Annotated in this window: 11 protein-coding genes and 1 pseudogene; 5 read left to right on the plus strand and 7 right to left on the minus strand. The window is 40.3% G+C overall.

The annotated features are described in order from the left end of the window. Nucleotides 1-86 precede the first annotated feature (86 nt). Entirely contained in the window at nucleotides 87-1,310 is a 1,224-nt protein-coding gene (pepT, locus tag HF881_RS01335; protein WP_169446136.1) for a peptidase T, read from the plus strand. Nucleotides 1,311-1,346: 36 nt separating this feature from the next. On the opposite strand, the gene HF881_RS01340 is transcribed toward pepT, so the two are convergent. The 6 genes and pseudogenes from HF881_RS01340 to HF881_RS01365 form a co-directional block, all read right to left on the minus strand. Then, nucleotides 1,347-4,391, minus strand: coding sequence for a pneumococcal-type histidine triad protein (locus HF881_RS01340; protein WP_206283153.1), 3,045 nt, complete (start codon nucleotides 4,389-4,391; stop codon nucleotides 1,347-1,349). Between the two features lie 13 nt (nucleotides 4,392-4,404). Beyond that, nucleotides 4,405-5,322 carry a zinc ABC transporter substrate-binding protein gene (locus tag HF881_RS01345; RefSeq protein ID WP_169446137.1) on the minus strand — a complete coding sequence of 306 codons (918 nt, stop codon included), beginning with the start codon at nucleotides 5,320-5,322 and terminating at the stop codon, nucleotides 4,405-4,407. Between the two features lie 195 nt (nucleotides 5,323-5,517). Beyond that, nucleotides 5,518-8,040: pseudogene (locus HF881_RS01350) on the minus strand (pneumococcal-type histidine triad protein). A 258-nt stretch (nucleotides 8,041-8,298) separates the two neighbouring features. Then, nucleotides 8,299-10,032 (minus strand): phosphoenolpyruvate--protein phosphotransferase, encoded by a 1,734-nt coding sequence (gene ptsP, locus HF881_RS01355; RefSeq protein ID WP_169446138.1) that lies wholly within the window; start codon nucleotides 10,030-10,032, stop codon nucleotides 8,299-8,301. A 5-nt stretch (nucleotides 10,033-10,037) separates the two neighbouring features. Next, nucleotides 10,038-10,301: a phosphocarrier protein HPr gene (locus HF881_RS01360; protein WP_000146948.1), complete on the minus strand. Its 264-nt coding sequence runs from the start codon at nucleotides 10,299-10,301 to the stop codon at nucleotides 10,038-10,040. A 267-nt stretch (nucleotides 10,302-10,568) separates the two neighbouring features. Beyond that, entirely contained in the window at nucleotides 10,569-11,789 is a 1,221-nt protein-coding gene (locus HF881_RS01365; RefSeq protein WP_169446139.1) for an alpha/beta hydrolase, read from the minus strand. Nucleotides 11,790-12,439: 650 nt separating this feature from the next. Here HF881_RS01365 and nrdH point away from each other — a divergent pair. The 4 genes from nrdH (at nucleotide 12,440) to HF881_RS01385 (ending at nucleotide 16,965) form a co-directional block, all read left to right on the plus strand. Beyond that, complete coding sequence (gene nrdH, locus HF881_RS01370; protein ID WP_000259240.1) at nucleotides 12,440-12,658, plus strand: glutaredoxin-like protein NrdH; 219 nt, start codon at nucleotides 12,440-12,442, stop codon at nucleotides 12,656-12,658. 81 nt (nucleotides 12,659-12,739) lie between these two features. Then, the gene (gene nrdE / locus HF881_RS01375) at nucleotides 12,740-14,899 is read left to right on the plus strand and encodes a class 1b ribonucleoside-diphosphate reductase subunit alpha (RefSeq protein ID WP_169446140.1); all 2,160 of its coding nucleotides are present in this window, start codon (nucleotides 12,740-12,742) and stop codon (nucleotides 14,897-14,899) included. A gap of 196 nt (nucleotides 14,900-15,095) precedes the next feature. Further along, the gene (nrdF, locus tag HF881_RS01380) at nucleotides 15,096-16,058 is read left to right on the plus strand and encodes a class 1b ribonucleoside-diphosphate reductase subunit beta (protein WP_061453577.1); all 963 of its coding nucleotides are present in this window, start codon (nucleotides 15,096-15,098) and stop codon (nucleotides 16,056-16,058) included. 139 nt (nucleotides 16,059-16,197) lie between these two features. Then, entirely contained in the window at nucleotides 16,198-16,965 is a 768-nt protein-coding gene (locus HF881_RS01385; protein WP_169446141.1) for a DeoR/GlpR family DNA-binding transcription regulator, read from the plus strand. Between the two features lie 42 nt (nucleotides 16,966-17,007). Here HF881_RS01385 and lacG read toward each other — a convergent pair whose 3' ends face one another. Next, nucleotides 17,008-18,414 carry a 6-phospho-beta-galactosidase gene (lacG, locus tag HF881_RS01390; RefSeq protein ID WP_169446142.1) on the minus strand — a complete coding sequence of 469 codons (1,407 nt, stop codon included), beginning with the start codon at nucleotides 18,412-18,414 and terminating at the stop codon, nucleotides 17,008-17,010. Between the last annotated feature and the right edge of the window lie 76 nt (nucleotides 18,415-18,490).

Here is an 18,490-nt window from a genome sequence, read left to right on the forward strand (position 1 = left end):
CATTAATTTTGTTTTTTTATTTACTCCTCTTTGTCTTTCTCTCCATTCTATGATACAATGAAAAAAATGATAATAAAGGAGTTTTTATGAATTACCCGAATCTTTTAGAACGGTTTTTAACCTACGTTAAGGTCAATACGCGTTCTGATGAACACTCTACTACTACTCCAAGTACGCAAAGTCAGGTAGATTTTGCGACCAATGTTCTTATTCCTGAAATGAAACGTGTCGGTCTGCAAAATGTTTACTACCTCCAAAATGGTTTTGCCATTGGTACCTTACCAGCTAATGATCCAAAACTCACTCGCAAAATTGGCTTCATCTCCCACATGGATACTGCTGATTTTAATGCTGAAGGAGTTAATCCGCAAGTCATCGAAAATTACGATGGTGGAGCTATCGACTTGGGTGATTCTGGATTTAAACTCGATCCTGCTGATTTCAAGAGCCTTGAGAAATATCCAGGCCAAACGCTTATCACAACTGACGGCACGACCTTACTGGGTGCTGATGACAAATCAGGTATCGCTGAGATTATGACCGCTATCGAATACTTGACTGCTCATCCCGAAATCAAGCATTGTGAAATTCGAGTTGGTTTTGGTCCAGATGAAGAAATTGGCGTTGGTGCTAACAAATTCGATGCTAAAGATTTTGATGTTGATTTCGCCTACACGGTTGATGGCGGGCCACTGGGGGAACTTCAGTACGAGACTTTCTCAGCAGCAGCTGCTGACCTCCATTTCCAAGGGCGTAATGTCCACCCTGGAACAGCCAAAGGTCAGATGGTCAATGCCCTTCAGCTGGCTATTGATTTTCATAATCAACTTCCTGAAAATGACCGACCAGAGCTGACAGATGGTTACCAAGGTTTCTATCATCTTATGGATGTGTCAGGTAGTGTCGAGGAGGCGCGTGCAAGCTATATCATTCGTGATTTTGAAAAGGATGCCTTTGAAGCGCGTAAAGCAACTATGCAGTCTATCGCTGACAAGATGAATCAAGAACTTGGGAATGACCGCGTTACACTCACTCTCACTGACCAGTACTACAATATGAAAGAAGTCATCGAGAAAGACATGACACCCGTTACCATTGCTAAAGCTGTTATGGAAGATCTTGGAATCACGCCAATCATTGAACCAATTCGTGGTGGGACAGATGGATCTAAGATTTCCTTTATGGGAATTCCAACTCCAAATATCTTTGCAGGTGGTGAAAACATGCATGGACGTTTTGAATACGTCTGCCTTCAGACTATGGAGCGTGCGGTGGATACCATCATTGGCATTGTATCTTATAAAGACTAAAAAAGACGAGGTAGCTCAGCTACTTCGCCTTTCTTTTTATTCCTTTGGTTGAGCACTTGGCTCAGACTCACTTTGTACTTCTTTTTCATTTGATTGAGAAGCAGTTGCTTCACTGCCTTTCTCAGACTTAGATTGGCTATCAGTTTCACTTGATTTTGAACGGAGTTCTTGGTTCAAGCTAATGATCTCTTTAGCTAGAGTGAGGAGACCTTCTTTATCACTGCTTTTGGCTGCAAGTTGATCAAATAGGGCATCAACACGTTCAAAGTCAGCATCGGATCCTTTGTTATCCTCTAAGTACTTGTGAAGAGAGAGCAAGACATTATAGAGTTTTTGGTAGATGATCACCGTTTGCGGATCCTGTTCAGCTTGTTTTTCCTCTCGTTGGATAGTTGCTGCAATACGATTCAAAAGTTCCTCTAGCTGTGTTTTGGCTTCGTCAAGGTCTGCATTTTCCTTTTCTGCGGCTGCTTTGATATTAGATGCTTCTTCAGCTAGGGATTGTTTGATACCGTCTTCTTTGACACGCGCTAAGAGGTTCGTTACTTTGGCTAGAAGTGCTTCAACTTCTTCCTTCTTCACATGAGTGACACGTTCTTCTGGCATAAAATCACCGTAGAGTTCTTTTAGGAATTCATAGATGGCTGTCTTAGCAGTTTGACTATCTACTTTTTCCGTATCTAGAATAGTCTTACCAGCTTTTGTAGAAACGGGTTCTTCTTTGAGAGCCTCTTCTACTTCTAGCTTAGTTTGGTAAATAGTTGGGAATAACTTGTTCAAGTCGGTCGCTTTGAGGAAAGATTGCGACTGGTAAAGTTCCCAAGTCAACTTGGCAACACGGTTACGTAGTTCTTCTCTGAGTCGGCCATCAGATACATGTTCGTAGAAGTACTTGATGTACTCTACTGTTGTGACTCCTGTCCGATCGCGGAAATCTTGCAAGGCTTGAAGTTTCGCTTCAATCGCATCCAACTCTGTATTATCTTGTGCTAACTTCGCATCCTGCAAATGTAGCAAGAGATCCTTCTTAGGCAAACCATAAGTATCTGTATCCAGTGTATTGATCTTATCTACAAGGGTTTGGTATTTCTTGTCCAAAGGTGATGTTTCAACTGGAGACACACTTTGATCCACATGGATATATTGCTTATCAAAGAGATCCAAGGCCGCTAGGTAACCAGCGGTTGAGTTGGTCGCCAGTTTTTTCATGTTTTCGGTAAATTGACCCAAAGCAAGTTCTACCCGTCTTTGCATGATAGGTTGGTCTTTGTAGAGACTTCTGCTATCCGCTAACAGTTGATCAACTTTAGAAAGAACAGTTTGTTCATCAAATGCACCAGGCTGGTAGCTTGATTGTAAAGTAGGAATCTTGTTCTTTAAAGCGACCTCATAACCCTTGGTCTGAACCTTAATGTAGTGATTGTGATCACCATGAGGAATGACAAAACTACCGTTTTCAACCTGTAAACTATAAGGAGACACCCCATCACGTAGGGCCGTCGTATACAGTTCATTTAGGAAGTCCAGTTCTGGATTCCCAGTTTGGAGAGGAATACGAACATGTTCTTTTCGTACTGCATAGGGATGAATATGAGTAGGATCATAGGCTTGATCCGGATTTCCAAAGACAAAGAATCCATTTGAAATACGAATCGCTTCAAGCGGTACTCCGTAGGTCTGTGAGATATACTTGATTTTTTCTTCATCGCTAGCATCTCTTGAGAAACTTTCCATAGTCTTTGCAAGTGGTTGAACGTGCTGAGACTGATGATTTTCTTTCAAGTGATCTTGGGCAGCTTTGATTTGATCTGCAGTCAAGTTCTTCTTAAAGAAATAATGAGCGTGATCTCCGTGAGATACTACGAAACCTTGCTCATCCTCACTGATGACACGGTCAGCTGCAAAACCATGATCATGGTCCTCGCCGTGATGGTGGTCATGCTCCTCTCCATCATGGTCATGGTCTTCATGGTTGGTATCCTGACTTCCATGGTCACCGTCTTGGTCATGATGATCTTGTTGAGCTGGATGCTCTGCTGGTTTGCTTGGATTTTCTAAAGGTGTTGGTTTCCCACTGTCGCTAGATAAAGGAATCATTCGCGCAATCTTTTCTTCCAAGGCAGAAAGCTTTGTATATGGGATGAAATGATAGTGATTTCCATGAGGAATCGCTACGCCACTTGGCGTTCTACTTGAAATCTTAGCAGGGTCAAAAATCAAGCCATCTGATTCAGCATAACGTTGAGCACTTGGAAGTGCATAGAGTTGCTGCAATAGACTCTGTAAGCTCTCTTCTGGATTGATTGATCTTTCAGCTTCTTGACTCAGATTGCTAGTTTGACTAGTTGCGTTTGGACTCGGACGATAGTCAGTCACACTTGGCTGTTTTCTAGTTCCAGAAAGGTAGGCTTGCGCAGCAGCCAATTCGCTAGCAGACAAAGAACTCTTTGGAATGTAGTGGTAATGTCCACCATGAGGGACAATATAAGCATCACCAGTATCCTCTATGATATCAGATGGATTAAAGATGTAACCATCATCGGTAGTATAGCGTCCTTGAGATTGAGCAAGTGCCACTGCACTGTTTGAAGTTGGTGCATCATGAGTATGACCTTGTTTTTGGCGCTCAATTTCGTCCTTCGTACGAATATTATCAGCATGAGCCGCATCTTTAAGGTAGACATAATACTTGCCATCAACCTTGATAATGTAGCCACCTTTGATTTCGTTGACAATATCAGCGTCTTTCAGTTGATAATTGGCATCTTTCATCAAAAGCTCTTCGCTGAAAATCGCGTCAAAAGGAACTTTACCATTGTAATAATGGAAATGATCACCGTGCGAAGTCACATAACCTTGATCAGTGATTTTCACGACAATTTGTTCAGCCTGAATGTCTTCTTTTTTGCTAACTTGGTCTGGTGTCTGGGTCTCTGTTTTTTGAGAGTCTTGCTTCCCATCAACGTAAGACACACGGTTATTATCTTTGTTTTCTTCTACCTGGTGTTGGTTCAATGCATAGATGCAAAGGCTTAGGGAAAGGACAAGAGCCGATCCTGCTGCAAGGTATTTCTTCTTCATTTTTATCATCTCCTCATTTTAATTCTTCTGCAAGAACATTCATGTTTTCTTCTAGATTTTCTAAGTAAGTTTTGTCATTTTCAGGATCTGCTTCTAAAGGATTGAGTGTCTTTAGGCTAACTCCTGTTGATTTGACCAAGGTCTCAGCGACTTTAGAAGAAGCATTGCTCTCAGTAAAGATGGTTTTAACCTTATAGGTCTTAACGAATTCTTGAATTTCTGTTAGTTGTCTCGGACTTGGCTCTTGTTCAGGGGAAATCCCTGCTATACCAAGTTGTTTCAATCCAAACCGTTTAGCGAGATAAGAAAAGGCTGTGTGCTGTGTAACAAAAGTCTTTTGGCTCGCTTTTTCAAAAATAGGCTGGTACTTCTTAGTCAATTCTTGGGCTTTAGCGATAAAGTTTTTAACATTCTTTTGATACGTTTCCTTATTGGCACTATCAAGCTCCGAAAGTTTATCCGCAATAATCTGCGCTTCTTCGCCTGCTTTTTCAGGATCTAACCAAGTGTGTGGGTCGTAGAGTGTTTTTTCATCAATACCGTCACCGGCTTCAACATCTTCTAAACCTGGAACACGCTCCAACGTCATTCCTTCAGAAGCTTCTAAAACCTTAACTTTTGAGTTTTTCAAGTTAGGATCTAGACTTCCAGCCCAAGATTCGAGCGTATGAGAATGGTAGACAAAGACATCTGCGTCATAGATAGCAGCAATGTCATTTGCTGACGGTTCAAAGGAGTGAATCCCACTACTTGACTGAATCATCCGTACGTCATTCAAGTCACCTGATACCTCTTTGACCATGGCATAGATTGGGTAAAAACTTGTTACAATCTTCATTCCTTTTGCTTCTTGTTTTTCTTTTTGACTACATGCTCCTAAGACAAGAACCAAGAGACCTACCACTAATAATAGAAATGTTCTTTTTTTCATTTTTACTCCTTAACTAGTATTTAACCGTTTAATTAACTAGTAAATAGTTTATCTTTATTTACACTATATGTCAAGATATTTTACATATTTTCATGAAAAAAATGAGAACTAGAACTTACATTCTGCTCTCATTTTCGATTTTATCTTTTCTAGCTCTCCTATCCTGTTTTTAGGAGTTAGAAAATGTTGCTACAACTACTTATTCTCCTTTAACAATGCCAACAACTTTTCAGCTTCTGCCATAATAGTGTTGTTGTCCTGAGCGCCAAATAGCAAGTTATTCTTTAATCCTGTTAGAGTTTCCTTGGCATTGGACTTGATAATGGAGTCTTGGATTTTTGCAAGTAGCTCTTCAGCCTCTCTTAACTTCGCTTCAACCTTTTCAGTCTCGACCTGAGGTTCTTCTGTCTCCTCTGGTGATTCTTCTTCCGGTTCCTCTGTTGGTTTTGGAGATTCTGGTTTCTCACTCTGAGGTTTCTCTTCGCGAGGTTTTTCTGTACGAGGTTTATCAACTGATGGTTTTTCCGTATGATTATTATCAGCTTGACCATTTTGGTTTCTTTGAACATGGTCACTTGCATTGCCCCAACCACTATCTGAATGCGGACGTTCGCTTGGATGTTCAACATAATATTTTACAGTCGCAAAGAGATCTTCTAGAGTATAACCCTTAGGTGCCTCATAGAGTCCTTCGTCAAACCACTCAAATTTGATGTTATGGTAATGGTCATAATGAGGAATGATTAAACTACCGTTTTTAACTTCCACGGTATGTTGGAGATTGTAAGGCATACGATCAAGCGGCACCTTCTTAGCTGCTTTCACGCGGTTGTAGATAGCTTCTGCTCCTTTAGCCTCCGTATTTCCTGGATTCTGATGGTCTGTTGAAGGAGGAGTCAAACCTTTCTCTTTAGCATAAGCCTGGGCTGCCGCTCTTTCGGCTTCAGACAAACTATCTTTCTTAATCCAATGACTATGGGTCATATGTGGAGTTACATAGGCATCCCCCTCATCACTGGTGATATCACGAGGATCAAAGATATAACCGTCTTCTGTTGTGTACTTGCCTGCCAACTTGGCTACTTGAATCTCATCATCAGTGTAAGCAATTTGCGCATTTGGTTTTCCTAAACGTTCTGGATGACGAATCGGTGCTAGGAAGGTAAGAATATCATCTACTAACTTGACTTTATCGCTTGAGACATCATTGAGACGTTCCAAGAGCTTATCCAAAGCGTCAAAATCAGCTTGGCGCCCTTTATTATCAAGTAAGTCTTGATGAACTCTTGCTAGTAAATCATAAGCCTTGTCGTAAAATCCTCGATTAGCAGATGGGAGGTTGGTTTTCTTATCTCCTAGCTTATGAGCTAAACTTTCTTGCTTGGCTAGTTTGCTATCAATGGCTGCTGCTGTTTCTGCCGAAAGTTCCTTGGCTGGAATATAACGTGAGGTTCCATTCTCCTCAAAGACATAGCCATCAGCTACTTTTCGAACCGCTTGTCTAACCAATTTTTCGTCAATTGGATTTCTTGGAGCTGGTTGAGGATTTGGTGCAGGTTGCAGGCTTGGACTAGGTTCCGGAGTCGGTTGTGGACTTGGTTGTTCTGGTCTTGAATCCGGCACCCAATGGTTCGAACGATAGCGAAGCGGGATGATGCGAGCGATTCGTTCTTCCAATTCAGACATCTGTGAATAAGGGATAAAATGGTAATGGTCCCCATGAGGTACTGCAACACCTCTAGCTGTTCGACTTGTGATTTGTGCTGGATCAAAGACAAGGCCATCAGATTCTACGTGTCATTGGCTGAGTGGCAAGCCATAAAGTTGTTTCAGAAGGCCATCAATATCCTCATCGCTTTGACTCGCTTGACTATCGTCGTTACTGTTGTTAGCCGTGTTTGTGTTCGTATAGCCACTACCTTGATTATTATAGGATGGGGTCCATCTATCTATATCACTGCTAGCACTGTTGTTATTGGTACGGCGATATGTAGGCGTATTTGATTGACCACTTCTACCAGATAGGAAGGCTTCTGCGGCAGCCAATTCGCTGGCTGATAACTCACTCTTAGGAATATAATGGTAATGGTCGCCGTGAGGAACGATATAAGCATCACCAGTATCTTCAATGATATCAGAAGCATTAAAGATGTAGCCATCATCTGTGGTATAGCGTCCTTGTGAACGTGCCAAGGCTACCGCACCATCGTTTGCTGAAGTCCCTCCTTCACGATGCTGACTATGCTCTTGTTTTTGTCGATTAATTTCTTCTTTCGTACGGACATTATCTGCATGGGCTGCATCCTTAAGGTAGACATAGTATTTTCCATCTACCTTGATAACATAACCACCCTTGATTTCACTGATAATATCCTCGTCCTTGAGCTGGTAGTTTGGATCCTTCATGAGCAGCTCTTCACTGATGATAGCGTCATAAGGAACCTTGCCATTGTAATAATGATAGTGGTCGCCATGTGAAGTGACATAGCCTTGGTCTGTTATCTTGATGACGATTTGTTCGGCATTGATGCCTTCTTTTTTACTAACCTCATCAGGAGTTAGATTCTCCGTTTTTTGCGTCGCTTGTTTACCATCAACGTAAGACACACGATTATTTTCCTTGACTGTTCTAGCTTGATACAATCCCAACTCATAAGAACAAACACTTAAAATCAAGGCTGCCGCAGAACCAGCTAGATATTTCTTATTAATTTTCATCGAAACTCTCTTTCTTTTTGATATTTCTGGTTGCAATTCATTTCTAAATTGCAGAAACTCCTCTCTAAAAGTTAACTGGTTAATAGTTTACTCCTAAATTTTCAACTTGTCAAGAATTTTATGAACCAGTTAACAATTTTTTTGTTTTCTACACTACCTTCTATCTGAACAGTCTGATTTAAGAATCCTATATTGAAAATCAATCACCAAATTTTTAAAGCAAAAAATCCCTGCAACTAAGTTGCAAGGACCTTTCAATTAATCAAAGTCAACGTATTCTTTTTGAAGTTCAAGAACTTCTTCCATTGTTGAGCATTCTGCAAGGGCACGGTTTGCGTACTCTTCCATCTTAGCTGTGTCTAGTTTTTTCATCAGGCTACGTGTACGAAGGACAGATGTTGCTGACATAGAAAACTCATCCAAGCCCATTCCGACAAGAAGTGGAACAGCTTTTTGGTCACCAGCCATCTCACCACACATACCTGCCCATTTACCTTCAGCGTGAGCTGCTTTGATAACGTTGTTAATCAAACGTAGGATTGATGGGTTGTATGGTTGGTAAAGGTATGAAACTTGTTCGTTCATACGGTCTGCTGCCATTGTGTATTGAATCAAGTCGTTTGTACCAATTGAGAAGAAGTCAACTTCTTTTGCAAATTGGTCTGCAAGCATAGCCGCTGCAGGAATCTCGATCATAATACCAACTTGGATATTATCCGCAACTACAACACCTTCAGCAAGAAGATTTGCTTTTTCTTCGTCAAAGACTGCTTTGGCTGCACGGAATTCTTTCAAGAGCGCAACCATTGGAAACATGATACGCAATTGACCGTGAACAGACGCACGAAGAAGGGCACGGATTTGTGTGCGGAACATAGCATCTCCAGTCTCAGAGATAGAGATACGAAGGGCACGGAATCCAAGGAATGGGTTCATTTCGTGAGGCATATCGAAGTAAGGAAGTTCCTTATCTCCACCGATATCCATTGTACGAACGACAACAGGTTTACCGTTCATTCCTTCAAGTACAGCTTTGTATGCTTCGTACTGCTCGTCTTCTGTTGGGAAGTCTTGAGAATCCATGTACAAGAACTCTGTACGGTAAAGACCAACAGCTTCGGCACCGTTGGCATTGACACCTTCAACGTCTTTTGGAGTACCGATATTAGCAGCCAATTCAAAGTGTTTACCATCAGCAGTCACTGTTTGAGCATCTTTCAAAAGTGCCCATTCAGCTTTTTGCTTCGCATAAGCTTCACCAGCAGCCTTGAATTCTGCCGCTTGCTCATCAGTTGGGTTGATAATCACTTCACCAGTGATACCGTTAACAGCAAGGATATCACCATCTTTAACAATTTCAGTGATGTTGTTTGTACCTAATACTGCCGCGATTTCAAGTGTACGCGCCATGATAGCTGAGTGGCTTGTACGTCCACCAATGTTGGTTACAAAAGCTTTTACAAAGTTTTTGTCCAATTGAGCTGTATCTGAAGGAGTCAAGTCATGCGCAATCACGATCACTTCTTCATTGATAGAAGCTGGGTTTGGCAATTTTTTACCAAGGAGATTTGCCAATACACGTTTTGTCACGTCGCGGATATCCGCTGCACGTTCTTGCATGTATGGGTTGTCTTCCATGCCTTCAAAGATAGTGATAAACATGTCTGTCACTTCTTTCAGACCTGCTTCTGCATTCACTTTCTTCGCACGGATTGTTTCCTTGATTTGGCTGATCATTTCTGGGTCAGCAAGAACCATTAAGTGAGCGTCAAAAACTTGAGCCGCTTCTTCCCCTAGCGTACCTACTGCTTTCTCACGAATAACAGAAAGCTCGTCTTGTGATGCTTGTAGAGCGACATCAAGGCGAGCTTCTTCTGCGTTTGTATCTTCGACTGTAACAGTCTCAAATGACAAATCCGGTTGAACGAGTAGATATGCTTTTGCAACTGCAACACCGTCAGATGCTGCGATTCCTTTAAGCATTTCTGTCATTTTCCTTATGCCAATCCTTCTTTTTCCATAGTTTCAGTGATAGCAGCGATTGCGTCGTCAGCATCTGCACCTTCAGCTGAAATTGTAACGTCAGCACCTTGGCCAACACCAAGACTCATAACACCCATGATAGATTTAAGGTTTACTGATTTACCTTTGTACTCAAGAGTGATATCTGAAGCAAATTTGCTAGCTGTTTGTACCAACAATGTTGCTGGACGTGCGTGGATACCTGTTTCTGCCACTACGTGGAAATCTTTAGAAGCCATAGTTTGACTCTCCTTTAAGTGTTTTCTATTTGAGTTATAAGTGATAACCCTTACAAGACTGTATTATATCACCTTCTAGATAATTTTTCAAGTATTTTATGGACTTTTACTGAAAATGAACTTGCTTCTTTTTCTATCATACAGGTACTATGGGAAATTTGGGCACTAATTATTAATAGTATAGAATTATCTAGTTAGCCACTTAACGTAAAATAATCTTTTGATGTCTCACATTAAAATAGATATACTTAAGTAGTGTAAGCGTGGCTAAAAATTCAATCTATTCCATTCAAATAAAGTGTCCAACCAATCAAAAACGATATTATGGGCGAGTCTTAAATTATTGACTTGACAATGAGCATCTGCACCGCTTTCGGACTCAAAAACCTGAAGTTTAGTTTGCGGATTTTTAGATTTAAGCGCTTCATAAATTACCTTAGTTTGTCGTTGCAGCTCAGTACCTTCTCCCTTTCCCATTATAAACAGGCAAGGACATTGAATTTTTTGATAATCTACAATCTTTGCGTGGTTAAATACATCATTAATAGCACTCTTAAAATCAGAAGTACCAAACTGCCATGCATACTTTTTAAAATTCAAATTTGCTGATTCATTCAAATTTCCAGCTAATTTTAAAATGGCATTTATTAACCAACTAGGTGCTTTCAAACTTGATCCAAATTCTTTTCTGAAAAGTTCTGCAACGTCGTAAATTGGGGTACTAGCAATCCAAGCATGAATTCTTGGATCCTTTTCAACAGCTTGTGCGGTAAAATATCCCCCTCCGCTGACACCATAAATGGCTAAATAATTTAGTTTAGGATTTCTATTTTCCAACCAGTCTATGCATAATGAAATTGGAATAGAGGCATCCACATCAAAGACCAGCCCTCTACTAGGATTGCTCCCTTGACCGGGAAGGTCAACCATTAAAACATTATAATTTCGTATCCATCCAGGATATCCTGCAAAGTAAAATAAATCTTCGCGATAAGTATCACCTCCACCAATCATGATTAGCGTTGGGCAATTATCGCCGCTATGAAGATAATAACCAGGCAAGTAAGAACCCTGATAGGTAATAGTTAATTTTTCAATCGGTGCACCTAGTGAATGAATTGCACTAGAAAACACCTTCTCCATTTGACGAACGGTCGGTAAATACTCTTCAGAAAATGGATCGGTAAATTGGATTGCCGAGCGAAGTGAGTAGGTCTGTGCAAGATAATACTGCGCCTTTGTTTGTTCACTCAACCCTGAATTACTTGCTTCTTGTTCAAGGTAGTTTACATGCGATAAAAATACATTTTTCCAGTCATCAGGCTTTGGTGAGTTCCCCAATCTTTGAGCAAGATAATAAAGCTCTCCATGAGAGAAACCAAAAATTTCACCGATTCCTAACAACCAATTGAAGAAAAAATCCGTATCACCATTCTTAAAAAATATTTGAGTCGATTGCCGTTTTAAAATAACATCATTTTCTTTCACCACGCGCCTCCTAATTCTGTATTCTTTCATTCATTTAATCTAATTATAATCTGATAACATTCTCTATCAAACAAAAGTATCCAGATATCCATTTTTTAATCTTATAATCACAGATAGTGTATCACATAAAATGAACTTTTTCAAACATTGTATTTATATACTCCTTATGAAAGGATACGAAACTCATAAGTATCCTATATAAAATTAACCAATGATCCATTTTTATGAATACATCATAATCTGTCATTTCCACTTTGGTTATATTTTAGATATTCTAATACAAATATTGGGACATCTTGTGTAGAAAATTTCTTTTTTCGTAAATATTACAGTTTCTATTTTGTTAAAGTATTATCTCGGCTATACTTATTACTGTTCTTACGATTTTTGCTATTTTCTTCGTTTTCCTTTCTGATAACTTGCTGAAAATCTTCTATATAAATTACCAACATACAGGATATAGTTTTTTTGTTTTAATAAACTTTGATAGTTCAATGAAAGTCAAAGCTTATGTTTTAAAAACCACTATATATTGTATTTTGTTTTTAAAACTGTAACTTTTAGGCACAAGATTTAGTTTAAAAAGTTTGACAAAGTTTTTTTTTCTGATATACTAAGAAGGTAATCAAATTTTATGAGGAGTTACGAAAATGGTAACGGTTTATTCTAAAAATAATTGTGTACAATGTAAAATGACCAAACGTTTCTTGGATAGCAACAATGTCGCTTATCGTGAGATCAATCTCGACGAGCAACCTGAGTACATCGATCAAGTTAAAGAGCTCGGTTTCAGCGCGGCTCCTGTTATCCAAACACCAACTGAAGTCTTTTCAGGCTTCCAACCAGGAAAACTGAAACAATTAGCATAATCTTAGTACATCATCCAGAAGAAACTCGCTTCTAGGGCTAACTTAGAGGCCTTTCTTTTGTAATTAGATAAAGGAAATTTTATGGGATTAAAACATCTTGAGGACGTGACCTACTTCCGTCTCAATAACGAAATTAACCGTCCTGTTAATGGACAAATCATGCTTCATAAAGATAAAGAAGCCTTGGATGCTTTCTTTAAAGAAAATGTAGTTCCAAACACTATGGTTTTTGATTCAATCACTGATAAAATCAACTACCTCATTGAACACAACTACATTGAAACAGCATTTATCAAGAAATACCGTCCAGAATTCCTGGAAGAATTGCATCAATTCATCAAAGGCCAAAACTTTCAATTCAAGTCTTTCATGGCTGCCTATAAATTTTACAACCAGTACGCCTTGAAGACTAACGACGGGGAATATTACCTTGAAAACATGGAAGACCGTGTCTTCTTTAATGCACTTTATTTTGCTGACGGGGATGAAGCGATTGCGACTGATATTGCCAATGAAATCATCCACCAACGCTACCAACCTGCTACTCCTTCCTTCTTGAACGCTGGTCGTGCCCGTCGTGGGGAATTGGTATCTTGTTTCTTGATTCAAGTAACTGATGACATGAACTCTATCGGACGTTCTATCAACTCTGCTCTTCAACTTTCACGTATCGGTGGTGGTGTAGGAATTTCCCTCAGCAACCTTCGTGAAGCTGGTGCACCTATCAAAGGTTATGAAGGAGCAGCTTCTGGTGTCGTACCAGTTATGAAACTCTTCGAAGACAGCTTTTCTTACTCAAACCAACTTGGTCAACGTCAAGGGGCTGGTGTAGTCTACCTCAACGTCTTTCACCCAGATATCATCGCTTTCCTTTCAACTAAGAAAGAAAATGCTGATGAAAAAGTTCGTGTGAAGACCCTCTCTCTTGGAGTTGTGGTCCCAGATAAATTCTACGAATTGGCTCGCAAAAATGAAGAAATGTACCTCTTCAGCCCTTACTCTGTAGAGCTTGAATACGGTGTGCCGTTCAACTACATTGACATCACAGAGAAATACGATGAGCTGGTCGCAAATCCAAACATCCGCAAGACAAAAATCAAGGCGCGTGATTTGGAAACTGAAATCTCTAAATTACAGCAAGAGTCTGGCTATCCTTATGTAGTCAACATTGATACAGCTAACCGTGCAAATCCTGTGGATGGAAAAATCATCATGAGTAACTTGTGTTCTGAGATTCTTCAAGTCCAAGAACCAAGCTTGATTAACGACGCTCAAGAATTCCTTCAAATGGGAACAGATGTTTCATGTAACCTTGGTTCAACCAATGTGGTTAACATGATGACTTCACCTGACTTTGGTCGTTCAATCCGCGCCATGGTTCGTGCTTTGACTTTCGTTACGGATAGTTCGCACATCGTGGCTGTTCCTACTATCGACCACGGAAATAGTTTGGCTCACACCTTTGGTCTTGGTGCCATGGGGCTGCACAGCTACCTTGCTCAACAACTGATCGAATACGGATCACCTGAGTCAATTGAATTTACAAGCATCTACTTTATGCTTATGAACTACTGGACCTTGGTAGAATCAAACAATATCGCTCGCGAGCGTGGTATCACCTTCCATAACTTTGAAAAATCAGACTATGCTAACGGAAGCTACTTTGATAAGTATGTGACAGGCGAATTTGTTCCAAAATCAGACCGTGTTAAAGAACTCTTCAAAGACGTCTTTATCCCAAGTGCTGCTGACTGGGCTGAACTTCGTGACAAGGTTCAAGCAGATGGACTTTATCATCAAAACCGTCTAGCTGTTGCTCCAAATGGTTCTATCAGCTACATCAACGATGTTTCTGCATCTATCCACCCAATTACGCAACGTATCGAAGAACGTCAAGAAAAGAAAATTGGTAAAATCTACTATCCTGCCGCAGGCTTGTCAACAGATACTATCCCTTACTACACTTCTGCTTACGACATGGATATGCGTAAGGTGATTGATGTTTACGCTGCTGCAACTGAACACGTGGACCAAGGGCTTTCACTCACTCTCTTCATGCGTAGCGACATTCCAAAAGGTCTTTACGAATGGAAGAAAGAAAACAAACAAACGACACGTGACTTGTCAATCCTTCGTAACTATGCCTTTAACAAGGGTATCAAGTCTATCTACTACGTCCGTACCTTTACTGATGATGGTGGAGAAGTCGGTGCTAACCAATGTGAAAGCTGTGTGATTTAGTTTTAATCTGAACAAACTAAATTCCCTCAGATTACTAATTAAATGACTACACTAGACTAAACTTGGACAAGCATCTAAAATACTATGAAAAATTAAAAAGTCGGTCTTCCGACTTTTTGTGCGATACTCTTCTCAGACTATGATAAAATAGAGATGATTCAATAATCGCATTATTACATACAGAAAGAGATTTCAAATGGAAACTTACTACAAAGCCATTAACTGGAATGCCATCGAAGATGTCATCGACAAATCAACTTGGGAAAAGCTGACGGAGCAATTCTGGCTCGATACTCGTATCCCCTTGTCAAATGACCTTGACGACTGGAGAAAACTATCAAACAAGGAAAAAGACCTGGTAGGAAAAGTCTTTGGTGGTTTAACGCTTCTTGATACCATGCAATCTGAAACAGGGGTTCAGGCTCTTCGCGCAGACATCCGTACACCGCATGAGGAAGCTGTTTTCAACAACATCCAATTTATGGAATCTGTCCACGCAAAATCTTATTCATCTATCTTTTCTACCTTGAACACAAAGGCTGAAATCGAAGAAATTTTCGAATGGACAAACACCAACCCTTACCTACAAAGAAAAGCGGAAATTATCAATGAGATCTACCTCAATGGTAGCCCCCTTGAAAAGAAGGTTGCCAGCGTCTTCCTTGAAACCTTCCTCTTCTACTCTGGTTTCTTTACACCACTCTACTATCTCGGTAACAACAAACTGGCCAACGTTGCGGAAATCATCAAACTGATCATCCGTGATGAGTCTGTTCATGGAACTTACATTGGTTACAAATTCCAACTTGGTTTTAACGAATTGCCTGAAGAAGAGCAAGAAAAACTCAAAGAATGGATGTACGACCTGCTCTATACCCTCTACGAGAACGAAGAGGGCTATACAGAAAGCCTTTATGACGGTGTTGGCTGGACTGAGGAAGTTAAAACCTTCCTTCGCTACAATGCCAATAAAGCCCTTATGAACCTAGGACAAGATCCACTCTTCCCAGATTCAGCTGATGATGTCAATCCTATCGTCATGAACGGTATTTCAACAGGAACTTCTAACCACGACTTCTTCTCTCAAGTCGGAAATGGTTACCTCCTTGGTGAAGTTGAAGCCATGCAAGACGAGGATTACAACTACGGTTTAAACTAATTTGACCAATCATTCAAAATATCATGGTTTGTTTAAAACAACCATGGTATTTTTGTTTTTGTTTTATTTTGTTTTTTTCTATTTGATTGTTTGAGCGTTTTATGGTAAGATAATAATAGTAGAAATCGAGGTGATAAGGATGCTAAAGCAAGAAAAACTAGATAGTATTCTAGAAGCAGTAAACACAAAAGGCACTATTACTGTAAAAGAGATTATGGAGAGTCTTGATGTATCAGATATGACGGCTCGCCGCTATTTGCAAGAACTAGCAGATAAGGATTTGCTGGTACGCGTGCATGGTGGCGCTGAAAAACTTCGTACAGGTTCTCTCTTAAACAACGAACGCTCAAACGTCGAAAAACAAGGCTTGCAGATTGCTGAAAAACAAGAAATTAGCCGTTTTGCAGGGCATTTGATTGACGAAGGTGAAACTATTTTTATCGGACCGGGAACAACCTTAGAATGTTTTGCTCGTGAGCTTCCTATCGATAATATTCGTGTTGTAACAAACAGTCTTCCTGTTTTTCTCATCCTAAACGAACGAAAACTAACAGATTTGATCTTGATTGGTGGAAACTATCGCTCTATCACCGGTGCTTTTGTGGGGACACTTACCTTGCAGGATTTGGCAAATCTTCAGTTTTCTAAGTCTTTTGTTAGCTGTAATGGCATTAAGGATAAGGCTATTGCCACCTTTAGTGAGCAAGAGGGCGAAGCCCAACGAATCGCTCTGAATAATGCTAATAAAAAATACTTACTGGCAGACCACAGTAAGTTTAATAAGTTTGATTTTTACACCTTCTACAATATCTCAGAGATTGATACCATCGTTTCAGATGCCAAACTGAGTCAGGAAACATTTGAAGATCTGTCGAAACAAACAACCATTCTTTTATCAAAACCATAAAAATTCCCCTGCCTTTTGGCGGGGAATTTTTTTGTTTTAGTTTTACTCGATAATCTGTGTCTCAGCTAGTTTTTTGTACCAGTGAGCTGATTTCTTGGGATAACGCTCTTGGGTCTCAAAATCAACATAGAAGAGTCCATAACGCTTTTCGTAACCATTTGACCAAGAAAAGACATCCATCAGAGACCAGATAAAGTAGCCTTTGACATTGGCTCCATCAGAGATTGCATCTGCAATCACTTCCATATGTTTCTTAACATAATCAATCCGTCCATCATCGTAGACTGTCCCATCCACAAACTCATCTTTGTATCCAAGACCATTCTCAGTGATATAGATTTTCTTGTAGTTAGGATAATCCTGCTTCACTCGCATTATTTGATCATACAAACCTTGAGGATAGATAATCCAGTCCCAATCCGTACGCGGTACATAATCAGGAGCTACACGACGGCCGACTCCCTTAATCTGATATTTAGAGCTTCCTTTTTCACCCTTACCGTTGTGAATGATTTCTGTTTCGCCATCAAAGGCTTGCATCCAATCACTCATATAGTAGTTAATACCGAGGAAGTCATTCAGGTCTTTTGCAGCTTCTAGGACTGCGAAGTCTTCTTCACGCAGATCTAAGCTTCCACCATTAACTGCTAAGATATGGTTGACACCTTCCATGGTTTCTTCGGAATATCGTCCTAGATAAGTCGCGTCTAGGATAAACTTGTTATGGATAATATCTTCTAACTCGGCTGCACGAACATCTGCTGGATTATCTGGATTCAGAGGATACTTAGTAGGCAGGGCATGAACCACACCAATTTCCCCCTTATATCCCTTATCCTTGAAAAGTTTTACTGCACGCGCATGCGACACCATCATATTGTGATGAGATTGGAAGACTTTGGCAAGGTCGTACTGAATACCTGGAGGGAATTTCCCAACCAAATACTGACCATCTCCTATCGGCCCAATTTCATTAAAGGTTGTCCAAAAGTTAACTTCAGGAAATTCTTCAAAACAGAAGGCCGCATAATCCACAAAGTGATCAATGTTTTCTCTATTCAGGAAATCTCCGTTTGAATGAAGTGCTTCTGGCGTGTCAAAGTGATGAAGAGTCACGAAGGGCTCAACATGCCGTTTGTGACATTCTGCAAACAACTTGTGATAGAACTCAACTCCCTTGGCATTGACTTTCCCGTAACCAGTTGGAAAGATACGTGACCAAGCGATTGAAATACGGATACCATTGACACCATATTCTTCTGCAAGTTTGAGGTCAACTGGATATTTGTGATAGAAATCACTGGCTGGTTCAGCAGTGTACCAGTAGTTATCTTTGAGGTATTTGTCCCAGGCGACTGGCCCTTTACCATCAGTATGTGTAGCACCTTCTGCTTGGTAGGCTGCTGTTGCTCCGCCAAAAATAAAGTCTTTTGGAAGTGTTTTTGTCATTTGATTCACCTTTCAAGAAATAGAAATGAGATGGGGGTATAGTTGGGAGGAGTTCCTCCATCTCACTTCTTCGCTA

The organism is Streptococcus sp. WB01_FAA12 (genome assembly GCF_012843315.1).
Taxonomy (GTDB): Bacteria; Bacillota; Bacilli; order Lactobacillales; family Streptococcaceae; genus Streptococcus.